The 15,931-nt window shown below is 72.3% G+C and carries 14 protein-coding genes; 8 read left to right on the top strand and 6 right to left on the bottom strand.

Features of this window, described 5'->3' with window-relative positions; translation table 11 throughout:
• The first annotated feature begins 48 nt into the window (after nt 1–48).
• Nucleotides 49–1,299, top strand: a complete 1,251-nt coding sequence (locus tag AB0L45_RS26200) for an ATP-binding protein (protein ID WP_365843979.1) — start codon at nt 49–51, stop codon at nt 1,297–1,299.
• 28 nt (nt 1,300–1,327) lie between these two features.
• Here the strand turns inward: AB0L45_RS26200 and AB0L45_RS26195 are convergent, their stop codons facing one another.
• Complete coding sequence (locus AB0L45_RS26195) at nt 1,328–1,858, bottom strand: GtrA family protein (protein WP_365843977.1); 531 nt, start codon at nt 1,856–1,858, stop codon at nt 1,328–1,330.
• Nucleotides 1,859–1,994: 136 nt separating this feature from the next.
• Entirely contained in the window at nt 1,995–2,432 is a 438-nt protein-coding gene (locus AB0L45_RS26190) for a protease inhibitor I42 family protein (RefSeq protein ID WP_365843975.1), read from the bottom strand.
• Between the two features lie 165 nt (nt 2,433–2,597).
• Between AB0L45_RS26190 and AB0L45_RS26185 the strand changes: the two genes are divergently transcribed.
• Genes AB0L45_RS26185 through AB0L45_RS26175 form a run of 3 tightly spaced genes read left to right on the top strand, consistent with a single transcriptional unit; the run spans nt 2,598 to nt 5,493 of the window.
• The gene (locus AB0L45_RS26185) at nt 2,598–3,716 is read left to right on the top strand and encodes a 5-(carboxyamino)imidazole ribonucleotide synthase (RefSeq protein ID WP_365844189.1); all 1,119 of its coding nucleotides are present in this window, start codon (nt 2,598–2,600) and stop codon (nt 3,714–3,716) included.
• Entirely contained in the window at nt 3,713–4,300 is a 588-nt protein-coding gene (gene purE, locus AB0L45_RS26180) for a 5-(carboxyamino)imidazole ribonucleotide mutase (protein WP_365843973.1), read from the top strand. Before AB0L45_RS26185 ends, purE begins: the two co-directional genes overlap by 4 nt.
• Entirely contained in the window at nt 4,297–5,493 is a 1,197-nt protein-coding gene (locus AB0L45_RS26175; RefSeq protein ID WP_365843971.1) for a dipeptidase, read from the top strand. Before purE ends, AB0L45_RS26175 begins: the two co-directional genes overlap by 4 nt.
• A 134-nt stretch (nt 5,494–5,627) precedes the next feature.
• On the opposite strand, the gene AB0L45_RS26170 is transcribed toward AB0L45_RS26175, so the two are convergent.
• Entirely contained in the window at nt 5,628–6,968 is a 1,341-nt protein-coding gene (locus tag AB0L45_RS26170; protein ID WP_365843968.1) for a UDP-glucose/GDP-mannose dehydrogenase family protein, read from the bottom strand.
• 199 nt (nt 6,969–7,167) lie between these two features.
• On the opposite strand from AB0L45_RS26170, the gene AB0L45_RS26165 reads away from it, so the two are divergent.
• Complete coding sequence (locus tag AB0L45_RS26165; RefSeq protein ID WP_365843965.1) at nt 7,168–8,340, top strand: acyl-CoA dehydrogenase family protein; 1,173 nt, start codon at nt 7,168–7,170, stop codon at nt 8,338–8,340.
• A 66-nt stretch (nt 8,341–8,406) separates the two neighbouring features.
• Here the strand turns inward: AB0L45_RS26165 and AB0L45_RS26160 are convergent, their stop codons facing one another.
• The gene (locus AB0L45_RS26160) at nt 8,407–9,726 is read right to left on the bottom strand and encodes an LCP family protein (RefSeq protein ID WP_365843963.1); all 1,320 of its coding nucleotides are present in this window, start codon (nt 9,724–9,726) and stop codon (nt 8,407–8,409) included.
• Between the two features lie 210 nt (nt 9,727–9,936).
• On the opposite strand from AB0L45_RS26160, the gene AB0L45_RS26155 reads away from it, so the two are divergent.
• Nucleotides 9,937–10,485, top strand: coding sequence for an acyl-CoA thioesterase (locus AB0L45_RS26155; RefSeq protein ID WP_365843961.1), 549 nt, complete (start codon nt 9,937–9,939; stop codon nt 10,483–10,485).
• A 30-nt stretch (nt 10,486–10,515) separates the two neighbouring features.
• On the opposite strand, the gene AB0L45_RS26150 is transcribed toward AB0L45_RS26155, so the two are convergent.
• Together AB0L45_RS26150 and AB0L45_RS26145 are read right to left on the bottom strand one after the other, a co-directional pair.
• Entirely contained in the window at nt 10,516–11,205 is a 690-nt protein-coding gene (locus tag AB0L45_RS26150; RefSeq protein ID WP_365843959.1) for a hypothetical protein, read from the bottom strand.
• A 62-nt stretch (nt 11,206–11,267) separates the two neighbouring features.
• The gene (locus AB0L45_RS26145; RefSeq protein ID WP_365843957.1) at nt 11,268–12,719 is read right to left on the bottom strand and encodes an LCP family protein; all 1,452 of its coding nucleotides are present in this window, start codon (nt 12,717–12,719) and stop codon (nt 11,268–11,270) included.
• 362 nt (nt 12,720–13,081) lie between these two features.
• On the opposite strand from AB0L45_RS26145, the gene AB0L45_RS26140 reads away from it, so the two are divergent.
• Both AB0L45_RS26140 and AB0L45_RS26135 read left to right on the top strand, forming a co-directional pair.
• Entirely contained in the window at nt 13,082–14,143 is a 1,062-nt protein-coding gene (locus tag AB0L45_RS26140) for a glycosyltransferase family 2 protein (protein WP_365843955.1), read from the top strand.
• Between the two features lie 270 nt (nt 14,144–14,413).
• Nucleotides 14,414–15,895: an MFS transporter gene (locus AB0L45_RS26135; RefSeq protein ID WP_365843953.1), complete on the top strand. Its 1,482-nt coding sequence runs from the start codon at nt 14,414–14,416 to the stop codon at nt 15,893–15,895.
• Nucleotides 15,896–15,931 lie beyond the last annotated feature (36 nt).

The raw sequence follows: 15,931 nt of genomic DNA, 5'->3' as shown, positions 1-15,931 counted from the left end.
CGGGCGGGAAGAAGGAGAAGAACGAATGCATCCCGCCCGGAGGACACCGTGCGCCGCCGTCTGATCAATTCCACCCTCGCCGTGGTGCTGGTGGTGATCGCCGTCTTCGGCGTCTCGCTCGTCATCGTCGAGACCCGCACCATCCAGTCGGGGGCGCAGGACAGCGTCGCCTCCGAAGCCGTACGGCTCGTCGGCATCGTGGAGAGCCGGCTGGGCAGTGGCGAGAAACTGACGCCCGAGATCCTCTCGGAACAGATCACCGCCAAGCGGTACGCGGAGATCAAGGTGCCGGGCAGGGCGCGCATCGAGATCGGCTCCCGGCCGTCGGGCGACGTGATCGCCTCGACCCAGCACGGCGACCGCGGTGAGACCGTCACCGTCCAGGAGCCGCGCTCCGCGGTCAGCGCCGAGATCGGCCGTACGCTGCTGGTCATCCTGGCCGTGGCGATCCTGGCGATCCTGGCCGCCGTGGTGCTCGCCGTCCAGCAGGCCCGCCGGCTGACCGCGCCGCTGACCGACCTCGCCGAGACCGCCGAACGCCTCGGTTCCGGCGACCCCCGCCCGCGCCACCGCCGCTACGGCGTGCAGGAGCTGGACCGGGTCGCGGACGTGCTGGACGCCAGCGCCGAGCGGATCGCGCGGATGCTCACCGCCGAGCGGCGGCTCGCCGCCGACGCCTCCCACCAGCTGCGGACGCCGCTGACCGCGCTGTCCATGCGGCTGGAGGAGATCACCGTCACGGACGACCCGGACACGGTGAAGGAGGAGGCCACCATCGCGCTGGGCCAGGTCGAACGGCTCACCGACGTCGTCCAGCGGCTGCTGACCAACTCCCGCGACCCGCGTTCCGGCTCCGCCGTCGCCTTCGACCTCGACGAGGTCGTCAAGCAGCAGGTCGAGGAGTGGCGCCCGGCGTACCGCAGCGCCGGCCGGGCCATCGTGCGCTCCGGGAAGAAGGGGCTGCGGGCCGTCGGCACGCCCGGCGCGGTGGCCCAGGTGCTCGCCACCCTGATCGAGAACTCACTGATGCACGGGGACGGGACGGTGGCGCTGCGCACCCGGGTCACCGGCAACCAGGCGGTCGTCGAGGTCACGGACGCCGGCCGGGGCGTGCCGCCGGACCTCGGATCGCGGGTCTTCGAGCGGACGGTCAGTGGCCGGAACTCGACGGGCCTGGGGCTGGCCGTGGCCCGCGACCTGGCGGAGGCGGACGGCGGGCGGCTGGAACTCCTCCAGCAGCATCCGCCGGTGTTCGCGCTCTTCCTCGCCCGCGAGGCGACCGAGCCGTCGGCGGAGTGAGGCGGCGGGCCCTTCCGGGCGACTGCTGCTAGTCGCGCGCCCGCTCGGCGGCCGCCGCGCTCGCCGCCCGCTGCGGCTGCGCGCCCTCCGCCAGGAAGGACTCCGCCGTCTCCACGGCCTTCCGCGCGGGCAGCGCGCGGAACACCCAGGTGCGGTAGGACCAGAAGCGGAAGAGCGTGGCCAGGCCGATGCCGAGGAACTTGAAGACGTTGCTCTGCAGTGAGGTGCTCCACCCGAACCCGTACGTCGCCACGTACAGGACGCCGTTCTCGATGACCAGACCGACGACGCTGAACAGCAGGAAGAGCGTCAGCTCCTTGGTCCGGCCGTTCTTGTCGCGGTCCCGGTAGGTGAAGTAGCGGTAGCCGAGGTAGTTCGTGCCGGTGGCGACGACCGTCGCGACGATGCTGGCCCGGACGACGGGCAGCTCGGTCAGGTGCCGTACGAGGTTGAAGACGGCGAAGTTGACGAGGACCCCCGCGCCCCCGACGGCGCCGAACTTCATGAGTTCGCGGGCCAGCGCGTCCAGTCGGGCCCGCAGTGCGCTCCGTTCACTCATCGTGATCGTTCAGCTCCTGTGGTGGGCGTTTCGTGGGCGTCTTCGGGCGGCCGTCCCCGCGCAACCGCACGCTCATGCTAACCAGGCGGCCTGTGTGCTGCCTGCCACTCGTGACGCCAGGGGCCCACGGGACATGTCAGTCCACGGTCACGCGGAACCGCCGGGTCCGGCTGTTCTCGTCCTGCTCGTCGGCCTGCGGCGTGCCGCAGCGGAAGCAGTACCTGAGAGTCACCTCGGTGTGCCCGGCGCCCCGCGCCATGAAATCGACGTAACGGATGCCACCCGATCCCGGGCGGACCGGCTCGTCGGCGTCGTAGTGGCCGCCGGTCTCCTGCAGTACGGCCGGGTCCGGCTTCGGCGCCGCGAGGACCCAGCGGAAGCCGGTGGACGGATTGTCCTTGAGGCGGATCGAGAACCGGGTGTCCGGCGCGACTCTGATGTCCCGGTCGTGCTCGTCGAAGACGACGGGCCCGGTCAGCTGGGTGACCACCGCGTAGACCGCGGCGGCCAGGGCCGCCACCGCGACGACGATGCCCACGGTCCTGGTGCGCCCGGATATCCGGCCGTCGCTCATGCGTTCCGTCCCCTCCGCGCGGGCGGCGAGCCTACCGCCCCGGCCGATCTCCAGGGGCCGGAACGGGGAGAGTGGCGCACTTGCGTTCGTACGTTCCTCCAAGGGGGCGGCGGGGCTCCGCGGCCGGGCGGATACCCTGGGGGCGTGACGTTCCCGGTAGTCGGCATGGTCGGCGGCGGCCAGCTCGCCCGTATGACCCACGAGGCGGGCATCCCCCTCGGCATCAAGTTCAAGCTCCTCAGTGACACCCCGCAGGACTCGGCGGCCCAAGTGGTGAGCGAGGTCGTCATCGGCGACCACCGCGACCTGGACACGCTGCGCGCCTTCGCCCGTGGCTGTGATGTGATCACTTTCGATCACGAGCACGTCCCCATCGAGCATTTGAGGGCTCTGGAGGCCGACGGCATCCCCGTCCGCCCCGGCCCCGACGCGCTCGTGCACGCCCAGGACAAGGGGGTGATGCGAGCGAAACTGGACGCGATCGGGGCCCCCTGTCCGCGGCACCGGATCGTCGCCGACCCGGCGGACGTGGCGGTGTTCGCCGAGGAGACCGGCGGGTTCCCGGTGGTCCTCAAGACGGTCCGCGGTGGCTACGACGGCAAGGGCGTCTGGGTCGTACGATCCTCCAAGGAGGCCGCCGAGCCGTTCCGCGCCGGAGTGCCGGTTCTCGCCGAGGAGAAGGTCCCCTTCGTACGGGAACTGGCCGCCAACGTCGTCCGCTCGCCCCACGGCCAGGCCGTCGCGTACCCGGTCGTGGAATCCGTCCAGGTGGACGGCGTCTGCGACACGGTGATCGCCCCCGCCCCCGGCCTGAGCGACGAGCTGTCGGGCCAGGCCCAGGAACTGGCGCTGCGCATCGCGCACGAACTCGGCGTGGTCGGCCACCTCGCGGTCGAGCTGTTCGAGACCGCCGACGGCCGGATCCTCGTCAACGAGCTGGCCATGCGCCCGCACAACTCCGGCCACTGGACCCAGGACGGCGCGATCACCTCGCAGTTCGCCAACCACCTGCGGGCCGTCCTCGACCTCCCGCTCGGCGACCCCCGCCCGCGCGCGAAGTGGACCGTGATGGCCAACGTCCTCGGCGGCGACTATCCGGACATGTATTACGCGTACCTCCATTGCATGGCACGGGATCCGCAGCTGAAGATCCATATGTACGGAAAGGACGTGAAGCCCGGCCGCAAGGTCGGTCACGTCAACACCTACGGCGACGACCTGGCCGACGTGCGCGAGCGCGCCGCGCACGCCGCCGGCTACTTGCGAGGAACCATCACCGAATGACCCACCCGTCGCCCGGCCACCACCCCTCATCGAGCGCTGACGCGCGCCCCTCCGACTCCTCCCCCCTGGTCGGCATCGTCATGGGCTCCGACTCCGACTGGCCCGTCATGGAGGCCGCGGCCAAGGCCCTCGACGAGTTCGAGATCCCCTACGAGGTCGACGTCGTCTCCGCCCACCGCATGCCGCACGAGATGATCGCGTACGGCGAGCAGGCCGCCGGGCGGGGCCTGAAGGCGATCATCGCGGGCGCCGGGGGAGCGGCTCACCTGCCGGGAATGCTCGCGTCGGTCACGCCGCTGCCGGTCATCGGCGTGCCCGTACCGCTGAAGTACCTGGACGGCATGGACTCGCTGCTGTCCATCGTGCAGATGCCGGCCGGCGTGCCGGTCGCCACCGTCTCGGTGGGCGGCGCCCGCAACGCCGGCCTGCTCGCCGCCCGGATGCTCGCCGCCCACGACCCGGAGCTCCAGGCCCGGATGCGCGAGTTCCAGCAGCACCTGAACGAGCAGGCCACCGAGAAAGGCAAGCGGCTGCGCAACAAGGTCGCCTCCCCGGCCGGCTTCGGCTTCGGGAGCGGCAAGTGAGCGCGTCCCTGGAGGCGGCCCGCGCGCTGCTCGCCGAGCACCCCGTCGTCGACGGCCACAACGACCTGCCCTGGGCACTGCGCGAGCAGGTCCGCTACGACCTCGACCGGCGCGACATAGCCGCCGACCAGACCGGACACCTGCACACCGACATCCCCCGGCTGCGGGCCGGCGGCGTCGGCGCGCAGTTCTGGTCGGTGTACGTACGGACCGACTACACCGGCGACCAGGCGGTCAGCGCCACCCTCGAACAGATCGACGTGGTGCGCCGGCTCGCCGCGCGCTACCCCGACGACCTGCGCCTGGCCTGCACCGCCGACGACATGGAGGCGGCCCGCGCCGACGGCCGGATCGCCTCCCTGATGGGCGCCGAGGGCGGCCACTCGATCGGCAACTCGCTGGCCACCCTGCGCGCGCTGTACGAACTGGGCGTGCGCTACATGACGCTCACCCACAACGACAACATCGACTGGGCGGACTCGGCCACCGACGCGCCGCGCGCGCACGGCCTCACCGCCTTCGGCCACGAGGTCGTCCGCGAGATGAACCGCCTCGGCATGCTGGTCGACCTCTCGCACGTCTCCGCCGACACCATGCGCGACGCGCTGGACACCAGCACCGCGCCGGTCGTCTTCTCGCACTCCTCCGCCCGCGCGGTCTGCGACCACCCGCGCAACATCCCGGACGACGTGCTGGAGCGGCTGCCCGCCAACGGCGGCGTCGCGATGGCCACCTTCGTACCGAAGTTCATCCTGCCCGAGGCCGTCGACTGGACGCTGCGGGCGGACGAGAACATGCGCGCGCACGGCCTCCACCACCTGGACACCACCGCCGAGGGCATGGCGGTGCACCGCGCCTTCGAGGCGGCGCACCCGCGCCCGCTCGCCACCGCCGCCACCGTCGCCGACCACCTCGACCACATGCGCGAGGTCGCCGGCGTCGACCACATCGGCATCGGCGGCGACTTCGACGGCACGGCCTTCACGCCCGCCGACCTCGCCGACGTGGCCGGCTACCCGAACCTGATCGCCGAACTGCTCGACCGCAAGTGGTCCACGGCCGACCTGGCCAAGCTGACCTGGCAGAACGCGGTCCGCACGCTGCGCGGCGCGGAGGACACCGCCCGGGCGCTGCGCGCCGAGCGCGGCCCGTCCATCGCGACGATCGAACAGCTCGACGGCCCCGACAGCTGAGACCAGGTACGGAAAACTCACGGTCCTGGCCGCTGAGACCAGGTACGGGACACTCGACGGTCCTCACTGCTGAGACCAGGTACGGGAAAGGGGCCGGACTCCACGGAGTCCGGCCCCTCATTCGTTTCCCCGCCTCACGCCTGCGGACGGCCCAGCGCCCGGTACGTCCAGCCCGCCTTGCGCCACAGCTCCGGGTCGAGCGCGTTGCGCCCGTCCAGGATGCGCGGGGTGGTCACGACCTCCGCCAGCGCGGCCGGGTCCAGCTCCCGGAACTCCCGCCACTCGGTCAGGTGCAGCACCACGTCGGCGCCGCGCACCGCCTCCAGCGCCGAGTCCGCGTACCCCAGCGTCGGGAACACGCGCCGCGCGTTCTCCATGCCCTTCGGGTCGTAGACCGTCACCTGGCCACCCTGGAGGTGGATCTGCCCGGCGACGTTCAGCGCGGGCGAGTCCCGTACGTCGTCCGAGTCCGGCTTGAAGGTGGCGCCGAGGACGGCGACCCGGGTGCCGAGGAAGGAACCGCCGACCGCCTCCCGGGTCAGCTCGACCATGTGGCCGCGGCGCCGCATGTTGATCGAGTCGACCTCGCGCAGGAACGTCAGCGCCTGGTCGGCGCCCAGCTCACCGGCGCGCGCCATGAACGCCCGGATGTCCTTGGGCAGGCAGCCGCCGCCGAAGCCGATGCCGGCCCGCAGGAACTTCTTGCCGATCCGCTCGTCGTGGCCGATCGCCTCCGCCAGCTTCACCACGTCACCGCCGGCCGCCTCGCACACCTCCGCCATGGCGTTGATGAACGAGATCTTCGTGGCCAGGAAGGAGTTGGCGGACGTCTTGACCAGCTCGGCGGTGGGGAAGTCGGCCACCACGAACGGCGAGCCCTCGGCCACCGGCGTCGCGTACACCTCGCGCAGCAGCTCCTCGGCCCGGCCACCGTCGACACCGATCACGATCCGGTCCGGGTGCAGGGTGTCCTGCACGGCGAAACCTTCCCGCAGGAACTCCGGGTTCCAGGCCAGCTCCACGTCCTCGCCGGCCGGCGCCAGCTCCACGAGCCGCTCGGCCAGCCGCGCCGCGCTGCCCACCGGGACCGTCGACTTGCCGACCACCAGCGCCGGGCGCCGCAGCAGCGGGGCCAGCGACTCGACGGCCGACTCGACGTAGGACATGTCACAGGCGTACTCGCCGTGCTTCTGCGGCGTGTTCACGCACACGAAGTGCACGTCGCCGAAGTCCGCCAGCTCCTCCCAGGAGGTGGTGAAGCGCAGCCGGCCGCTGGCGCCCTCGATGCCCGCGACGTGCGCCCGCAGCAGCTCCTCCAGGCCCGGCTCGTACATCGGGGTCTCGCCGCGCTCCAGCATCGCGATCTTCGCCGGGTCGATGTCCAGGCCCATCACCTCGAACCCCAGCTCCGCCATGGCCGCGGCATGCGTCGCGCCGAGGTAGCCGGTGCCGATCACGGTGATCTTCAGGGCCATGGATGCTCCAGGTGCATACGGGGAGGAGTGCGCTGCCTGAGCATAGTCCGGCCGGTGCCCGGCGGTCCGGGCCCGGTGGCCGGGACCGATCGGGTGCTGTCGGCAAACTCACGTATCCCCGGCCCCGTACAGCCCCCTAGAATTCGGGTTACTTAACGGTAGTTAGCACTGCAGTCAGCTCTCAGGGGAGTGAGAAACCTTGGCGGGAACCGCTGATTTCGATCTGTACCGGACGTCCGAGGAGCACGACATGCTCCGCGAGTCGGTGCGCTCGCTCGCCGAGGCGAAGATCGCCCCGTTCGCCGCCGAGGTGGACGAGCAGGCCCGCTTCCCGCAGGAGGCCCGGGACGCGCTGACCCTCAACGACCTGCACGCCGTGCACGTACCGGAGGCGTACGGCGGTGCCGGCGCCGACGCGCTGGCCACCGTCATCGTCATCGAGGAGGTCGCCCGCGTCTGCGCCTCCTCCTCCCTGATCCCGGCCGTCAACAAGCTCGGCTCCCTCCCGGTCATCCTCTCCGGCTCCGAGGAGCTGAAGAAGAAGTACCTGGGCCCGCTCGCCAAGGGCGACGCGATGTTCTCGTACTGCCTGAGCGAGCCGGACGCCGGCTCCGACGCGGCCGGCATGAAGACCAAGGCCGTACGCGACGGCGACCACTACGTCCTCAACGGCGTCAAGCGCTGGATCACCAACGCCGGCGTCAGCGAGTACTACACCGTCATGGCCGTGACGGACCCCGAGAAGCGCTCCAAGGGCATCTCCGCCTTCGTCGTCGAGAAGTCCGACGAGGGCGTCTCCTTCGGCGCCCCGGAGAAGAAGCTCGGCATCAAGGGCTCCCCGACCCGCGAGGTCTACCTCGACAACGTCCGTATCCCCGCCGACCGCATGATCGGCGCGGAGGGCACCGGCTTCGCCACCGCCATGAAGACCCTGGACCACACCCGCATCACCATCGCGGCCCAGGCCCTCGGCATCGCCCAGGGCGCCCTGGACTACGCCAAGGGCTACGTCCAGGAGCGCAAGCAGTTCGGCAAGCCGATCGGCGACTTCCAGGGCGTGCAGTTCATGCTCGCCGACATGGCCATGAAGCTGGAGGCCGCCCGCCAGCTCACCTACGCCGCGGCCGCCCGCTCCGAACGCATCTCCGCCGGCGGCAAGCCCGAAGACCTCACCTTCTTCGGCGCCGCCGCCAAGTGCTACGCCTCCGACGCCGCCATGGAAATCACCACCGACGCGGTCCAGCTCCTCGGCGGCTACGGTTACACCCGCGACTACCCGCTGGAGCGCATGATGCGCGACGCCAAGATCACCCAGATCTACGAGGGCACGAACCAGGTGCAGCGGATCGTCATGGCGCGGAACCTGCCGTAACACCCGGACGCCACGCGAGAAGGCCCCCGCCTCGGCGGGGGCCTTTCGTCTGCTCGGGTGTGCCGGTCAGTTCCCGCTCACCGTCACCGGCTCGTCGTTCTTCAGCTGTTCGACGAGCTTGGCGACCTTGGGCTTGTCCCAGCGGAGGTTGCCGCCGGTGGTGCCGGCGATGGGCATGTTCATCGACTTGCCGTCGCCGCCGGTGACGCCCTTCATCGCGAAGAACATCGAGCCGAGGTCGAAGAGGCCCATGTCCTTGTCGACGATCACGGTGTCCAGGCCCGCGCCCATCGTGGGGTAGAGCTTGAAGGGGTTGAGGAGGGTGCCGGGGGTGGCTGTCTGGTTGGCGAGGGCGGCGAGGAACTTCTGCTGGTTCTTCGTGCGGTCCAGGTCGCTGCCCGCGAAGGCGTAGCGGGTGCGGACGAAGGCGAGGGCCTGTTCGCCGTTGAGGGTCTGTCGGCCGGCCTGGAAGTCGGCGCCGGACTTCTTGTCCTTGAAGGCCTTCGGGATGTCCATCTCGACGCCGCCGATCGCGTCCACGATGCCCGCGAAGCCCGCGAAGCCGATCTCGACGTAGTGGTCGATGCGCAGGCCGGTGTTGTGCTCGACGGTGCGCACCAGCAGCTCCGGGCCGTCCTCGGCGTACGCCGCGTTCAGCTTGGTGTGGCGGCCCTTGGCCGCGTACTTCTTGCCGGACTTGGAGCCGACGAACGAGGGGATCTCCACGTCCGAGTCGCGCGGCAGGGAGATCAGCGTCGGGCCGTTGCTGCCGTCGTGCAGGATCATCATCGAGTCCGTGCGCTTGCCCTCGGCGGAGCCGGTGTGCAGCTTCTTCTTCTCCTCGTCGGACATGCCCTCGCGGCTGTCGGAGCCGACGATCAGGTAGTTGGTGCCGTCGCCTTCCTCGGGCCGGTCGATGACCTTGCTCAGGTCGACCTCGCGGCGCAGCTTGCCGTCGGCCCAGAAGTACGTGGCGACCGAGGTGACGAGGAGCACGGCGACCAGGGTCAGGACGGTCCACTTGATGCGGCGGCCCCAGTTGGGGGCGGGCCGCTGGGCCCGGCCGCCGCCCTGTCCGCCGCCGCGGCCGCCGCCGTAGACCTGGCCGGTGTTGTAGCCGTCGTCGTGCCCGCCGTCGTAGCTGTTGCCGTACGGGGCCTGGCCCTGGCCCTGCTGCGGAACGGAGGGGTGGCGGCGCGGTGAGAGGTGCGGCGGGAGCGGGGGCTCGGGCGGCTGCTGGCCCGGGCCGGGGACGGGTCCGCCGGGACCGCCGGGACCGTTCGGACCGCCACGCCGTACGTGCGGCATGGCGCGCGCGCCCTCCGGCTCGGCGCCGCTGCCGCGTCCGTACCGGTCTCTGTTGTCGGACCCAGGCCACTCGTTCATGGGGGAAGTCTGCCTGGCCGACGGCTCCCTCATACAGGGCAGGTACGGGATCGGGCCGCCGCTGTTGCAGAGCTGATGCAAAGTGACGCGGGGCGTCGCTTGCGCAATCCGGACGGAGGTGATGATTCCGGCGTGGTCGCCCCTGGTCGCCCCTGGTCGGGGGAGGGCGGGGGAGGCGGGGGACGTGCGCCCCGCGCATACAGTGGGCGCATGACCGATCTCGTCACCACCGGCCCGGAGGACGACCTTCCGGGCAAGCCCACCTCCGTCTCCCGGACGACGCTGTCGCACATCATGACGGCAGGCGACACCAACCTGCTCGGCACGGTGCACGGTGGCGTGATCATGAAACTCGTCGACGACGCCGCGGGCGCGGTGGCCGGACGGCACTCCGGCGGGCCCGCCGTCACCGCCTCCATGGATGAGATGGCCTTCCTGGAGCCGGTCCGTGTGGGTGACCTGGTGCATGTGAAGGCCCAGGTCAACTGGACCGGACGGTCCTCGATGGAGATCGGGGTGCGGGTGCTGGCCGAGCGCTGGAACGAGTCCACGCCCGCCACCCAGGTCGGCTCGGCGTACCTGGTCTTCGCTGCGGTGGACGAGGACGGCAAGCCCCGCCCCGTCCCGCCGGTCGTCCCGGAGACCGAGCGGGACAAGCGCCGCTACCAGGAGGCCCAGATCCGCCGCACCCACCGGCTGGCCCGCCGCCGCGCCATCAAGGAGCTGCGCGCCCAGCACGTGGGGGACGGCGAGGAGTAAGGGGAAGCGGAGGGGGCGTGCGGGGCGCGGTTACGGGCCCTCCGGGCGGGTCAGGTCGAGGGCCGCTTCGGTGTCGGCCGTGCGCGGGCCCTCCCACAGCAGGACGCGGTCCGCGCCGGACTCCGCGAGGAGCTGCTCGGCGAGCCGTACGCCGCTGCCGAGGGCGCGTTCCACGACGTGCTGACCGCTGCTGTGCACGGTCCACGCGCCGCCGTCGCGCACGTCGAGGCGCCAGCTGTAGCGGACCCGTTCGCGCAGGATGCGGTAGACGTACGACGGCGTGACGGCGAGGTCACGGGCGATCGCGGGCGCTTCGAGGCCGTCCGCGGCGGCCTCCAGGACCAGGCGCGGCAGGGCGGCCTCGGCGACCTTGTAGGCGCGCCGGATGCGGCCCGCTTCGGTGAGGGTGAGGTCGTCGGCGCTGACGTCCAGTTCGGGGACGACGGCCGGCCGCGGCGCGGGGGCGGAGTCCCGGGGCGCGTGGTTGAGGCGCTCCACGTCCGCCTGGAGGGCGGCCTCCTCCTGCTCCAGCCGCGCCCGCTGCGCCGACAGGCGCGCGGCGCGGGCGGACAGGTCCTCATGCCCGGAGCGCGGTGCGAGCGGCGCGGGCGGGGCGTCCGGCATCCGGCTGTCCGGCTGCGAGCGCAGGAACTGCTGCGCGACGGCGTGGATCTGGTCGATGAACCACCGGTCGCTCAAGGGTGCCCGTTTTCCACTCACGGGCGGGACTGTACTGAGTACACAGCATCCCGGCAACCAGGTTCACAGGTGGAGCCCGGCACTCAGGGGCACGCCGCCTCGTCGCCGGTCAGCGTCCCGAAGTCGCCGGCCCCCGTCGGCTGGGTCGGGTCGTCGGAGCGCACCCGGTGCACCCCCTTGAAGTCCTTGCCGACCGTGACGCGCAGCACCGCGCCCTGGCCGGTCACCTGGCGCAGCGCGGCCCCCGGCAGGGCGGCGGCGAGGGAGCGGACCGAGCGGTTCCAGCGCGGGTCGTAGGTGATCACGGTCCGCCGTACGCGGGTGGCGGCGTTGCCCGGGGTGCCGGTGGTGTCGAAGCCGGTGGCGCGCAGCGACCTGTCGACCGCGCGGCCGAGGCCGGTCCGGCCCGCGCCGTTGTCGACCTGTACCTGGATCGTGGCGGGCGGTACGTCCACGACGGTGGCGCGCTGCCGGCCGCGCTTGCGCACGGCCAGCGGCCGGTCCTCGCGCAGGGCCTGGAAGAGCTGCCGCGCCTTCTCCTCGTTCCACATCACGGTCGAGCCCACGTTGGGCACCTGGAAGTCGATGTCGCCCAGCGGTACGGAGGCGAACTCGGAGGACGACGGGTTGAAGCCGCGCAGGGCCTGGCCGAGGTCGACCATCTCGTCCGCGCCGAAGTCCTCGTCGGCCCGTACGGACTCCAGCAGCGCGTCGGTGATCTCCTTGAACTGGCCCGGGTGGAGCAGCGCGCCGGAGCTGGTGATCTTGTGCATGAGGGCGGCGAGGAAGCGCTGCTGGCGCTGCATCCGGCCGAGGTCGGAGGCGCTGTCCAGGTGCCGGGCGCGGACGTACTGCAGGGCCTGGCCGCCGTTGAGGCGGGAGCGTCCGGCGGGCAGGTCCAGGCCGCTGTAGCTGTCCTTGAGGGGGTGGGTGGTGCAGACGTTCACGCCGCCGACCGCGTCCACCGTCTTCATGAAGCTGGTGAAGTCGACCTCCAGGTAGTGGTCGATGTGCACCCCCGTCATCCGCTCGACGGTCCGGATGGTCAGGTTGGCCCCGCCCTCGGCGTACGCCGCGTTCAGCTTCACGGGGTGGCCGTGGTGCCGCTTGCCGGTGGTCGCGTCGGTGTGCGGGGGCGTCTGCGCGTACGAGTCGCGCGGCAGGCTGACCACGCTGGCGCGGCTGCGGTCGGCGGACAGGTGCACCATCATGATCGTGTCGGTGCAGTGACAGGGCTCGCCGCCCAGGTGGTACCGGCGTTTCTCCTCGGGGGAGAGCTTGTTGCGGCCGTCCGTGCCGACGACCAGGAAGTTCATGCCGTCCCCGCCGCTGTTGTCCGGCCGGTCGCCCATGCCCTTGAAGGCGTCCACGCGGGCGATGCCGTCCTCGACGCCGGTGACCATGGCGTGCCCGATACCGCCCGCGGCCAGCAGCAGCAGCGAGGCGCCCGCGGTGATGCGCAGGCCCCAGCGGGGCCGCCCGCCCGGTCTGCGGTGACGGGCGGGCCGGCGGGGCGGGCGGTGCGGTGCGGTCATGGGGACACCTCCGCGGCGGGGTGGGGCGGACGGAGTGCGGGGACGGGACGGGTCGGGGTGCGAGGGCGGGGACGGGGCGGGGTGGATACGTACGGGGGAAGGTGCACGGGGTGGCGGGCCGGTGGGGGCGAGACGGGCGGAGCGAGACGGTCGGGGCGGGCGGCCGGGCGCCGGGAGAGGCCGCCTCCGTACCGGGACGAATCGGCTGCGCGGCGCGACGGATCGGTTGCGAGAAGGAACGAGCGGGCCGGGTCACCGTAGGCCCATATGATCGGCTGTAAAGCGCCACACGCCGGGCGTCGCCCCCAGGGCCACCCGGCTGCCGTCGGCCCCCGTCCCCCATACGCGGTAACGTGACCGCGATGAACGCCACGCCACCGCAGCAGCTCCCGGCCGTCTCCGTGATCATGCCGGTGCTCAACGAGGAACGTCATCTGCGCAGCTCCGTCCAGCACATCCTGGAACAGGAGTACGCCGGTGAGATGGAGGTGGTGATCGCGCTCGGGCCCTCGACGGACCGTACCGACGAGATCGCCGCCGAGCTGGTCGCCGAGAACGCCGCGAACGAGCGGGCCCGGGTGCTGACCGTGCCCAACCCCACCGGCCGCACCCCGGCCGCCCTGAACGCGGCGATCAAGGCCTCCCGCCACCCGGTGGTGGTACGCGTCGACGGCCACGGCATGCTCTCCCCGGACTACATCGCGACCGCGGTGCGCCTCCTGGAGGAGACCGGCGCGCAGAACGTCGGCGGCATCATGTACGCCGAAGGGGAGAACGCCTGGGAGGACGCGGTCGCCGCCGCGATGACCTCCAAGATCGGCGTGGGCAACGCGGCCTTCCACACGGGCGGCGAGGCGGGCCCGGCCGACACGGTCTACCTGGGCGTCTTCCGGCGTGAGGCGCTGGAGCATCAGGGCGGCTACAACGAGGAGTTCATCCGCGCCCAGGACTGGGAGCTGAACTTCCGCATCCGCGAGGCGGGCGGGCAGATCTGGTTCTCGCCCGAGCTGAAGGTCCAGTACCGGCCCCGGCCCAGCGTGCGCGCGCTGGCCAAGCAGTACAAGGACTACGGGCGCTGGCGCCACGTCGTGGCCCGCTACCACGCCGGCTCGATCAACCTGCGGTACCTGGCGCCGCCGACCGCCGTGTGCGCCATCGCGGCGGGAGCCGTGGTCGGTGCCTTCGTCACGCCGTGGGGCTTCGTCGTCCCGGCCGGCTACCTGGCCGCGATCACGGCGGGTTCGGTGCCGGCGGGCAAGGGCCTGCCGCTGAAGGCCCGCGCCCAGATCCCGGTCGCGCTGGCGACCATGCACATGTCGTGGGGCTGGGGCTTCCTGACCAGCCCGCGGTCGCTGGCCAAGAAGGTCATCGCCAGCCGCCGCCCGGCGGTGACGGCGCCGCGGCACACCGCCGCGGCCGAGTGACCGTACGGCCGGCCGCAACGCGCGGCTGACGGCTGTACGAGCGCCGGGACGCGCGGCTGACGGCCGTACGACCGGCCCGCACACCCCGCTGACGCGGACGGCGCCCGTACCCGAGGACGTACGGGCGCCGACGTGTACGGGCGCCGACGTGTACGGGCGCTGGCGGGTGCGGACGCCGACGCGTACGGACGCCCCTCCCACCTCGTCCACCCCACCCGCCCCACCGCACGACGCGGGCTGGGCACAGACGCACCGTCATGGTTACGATACGTGTCTCAATCGTCACGTACCGTGCTCGGCGACCGGCTGGAGGTGCCTCCCGTGCGTCCCTGGGCGGCGCTGGTTGTCCTGCTGTGCGGCACGTTCCTCGCCAACCTCGATGTCTTCATCGTGGTCGTGGCGATGCCCGCGCTGGAACGGGACCTGGGCGCGGGCGGCGGACAGCAGCAACTGGTCCTCGCGGGCTACCAGCTGGTGTACGCCCTCGGCCTGGCCGCCGGCGGCCGGCTGGGCGACGCGCTGGGCTGTCTGCGGGTCTTCGGCCTCGGCATGGCCGTCTTCACCTGCGCCTCGGTCGTCTGCGGAGCGGCCCCCACCACCGCCGTCCTGGTCGCGGCCCGGCTGTTCCAGGGCGCCGGCACGGCGCTGATGGTGCCCCAGGTCTACCGTGCGGCGCAGACCCTGTTCAGCGGCGCGGCCCAGCGCCGGGCGTACGCCGCGATCGGCGCGGTGATGGGGCTCGGCGCGATCGGCGGGCAGCTGCTCGGCGGCTGGCTGCTGTCGGCGGACGTCCTCGGCCTCGGCTGGCGCGCCGTCTTCCTGGTCAACGTGCCGGTGGGCGTCCTGGCGCTCACCCTCCTGCCGTGGGCGGCGAGCGGGCACCCGCCCGTACAGCGCGGGCCGGTCCGCGCCGACCTGCCCGGCCTGGGGCTCGCGGCGGCCGCCCTCGGCCTGTTCACCGTCCCGCTGGTGGCGGGCGGCACGGGCGGCATGCTGTGGTGGGGGCCGGCCTGTCTGGCCGCCTCCGTGCCCGTCGCGTGCTGCTTCCTGCGCCACGAACGCGCGCTGGACGCCCGGGGCGGCTCCCCGCTCGTACCGCCCCAACTGCTGCGGCCGGCCGGGTTCCGCCGCGGCATCGTGCTGATCGTACTGATCAACTGCGGGCTCGCCGCGTTCGTCCTGATGCTCGGTCTGCTGTTGCAGAAAGGACTGCGCTGGAGCCCGCTGGCCACCGGCGCCGGCCTGGTCCCGGCCGCGGTCGCGTTCGCCTGCGGATCGCTGCTCGCACCGCGGCTCGCCCGCGGCGCCGAGGTCCGGCTGCTGTTCCTGGCCTCCCTCGCCGCCACCGCCGGGTACGCGGCCTGCGCCGTCGGCGCCCTCGGCGACGACCCCCGGCAACTGCTCGCAGCGGTGTGCGCGGTCGGCGGCGCGCTGGGCCTGTGCGTCACCCCGGCCCTGTCCGTGACCCTGCGCACCGTGCCGGAACCGGTCGCGGGCGCGGCGTCCGGCGTGGTCTCCACCGCCCAGCAGCTCGGCGCCGCGCTCGGCGTGTGCGTCTTCGGCTTCCTCTTCTTCGCCCAGGTACGTGCCACCGCCGACGTGGTGGCCGCCTTCGCGGTCACCACCACCGCCCTGACCACGACGTCGGCAGCCGCCGCCGTCCTCGCCCGCGGCCTGCCCCGGGCCACCGCGCCCGCCGGCCCGCCGGAGGACGCCGCCGGCGCCCCGGTACCCCGTGACCTGACGCAGTGACACCGGACCTGACCGGGTGACACCGGACCGCCCCCT

Source organism: Streptomyces sp. NPDC052496, from assembly GCF_040679095.1.
Classification (GTDB): domain Bacteria; phylum Actinomycetota; class Actinomycetes; order Streptomycetales; family Streptomycetaceae; genus Streptomyces.
The sequence above is the reverse complement of the archived record's forward strand: the minus strand, read 5'-3'. Positions and strand labels throughout refer to the sequence as shown.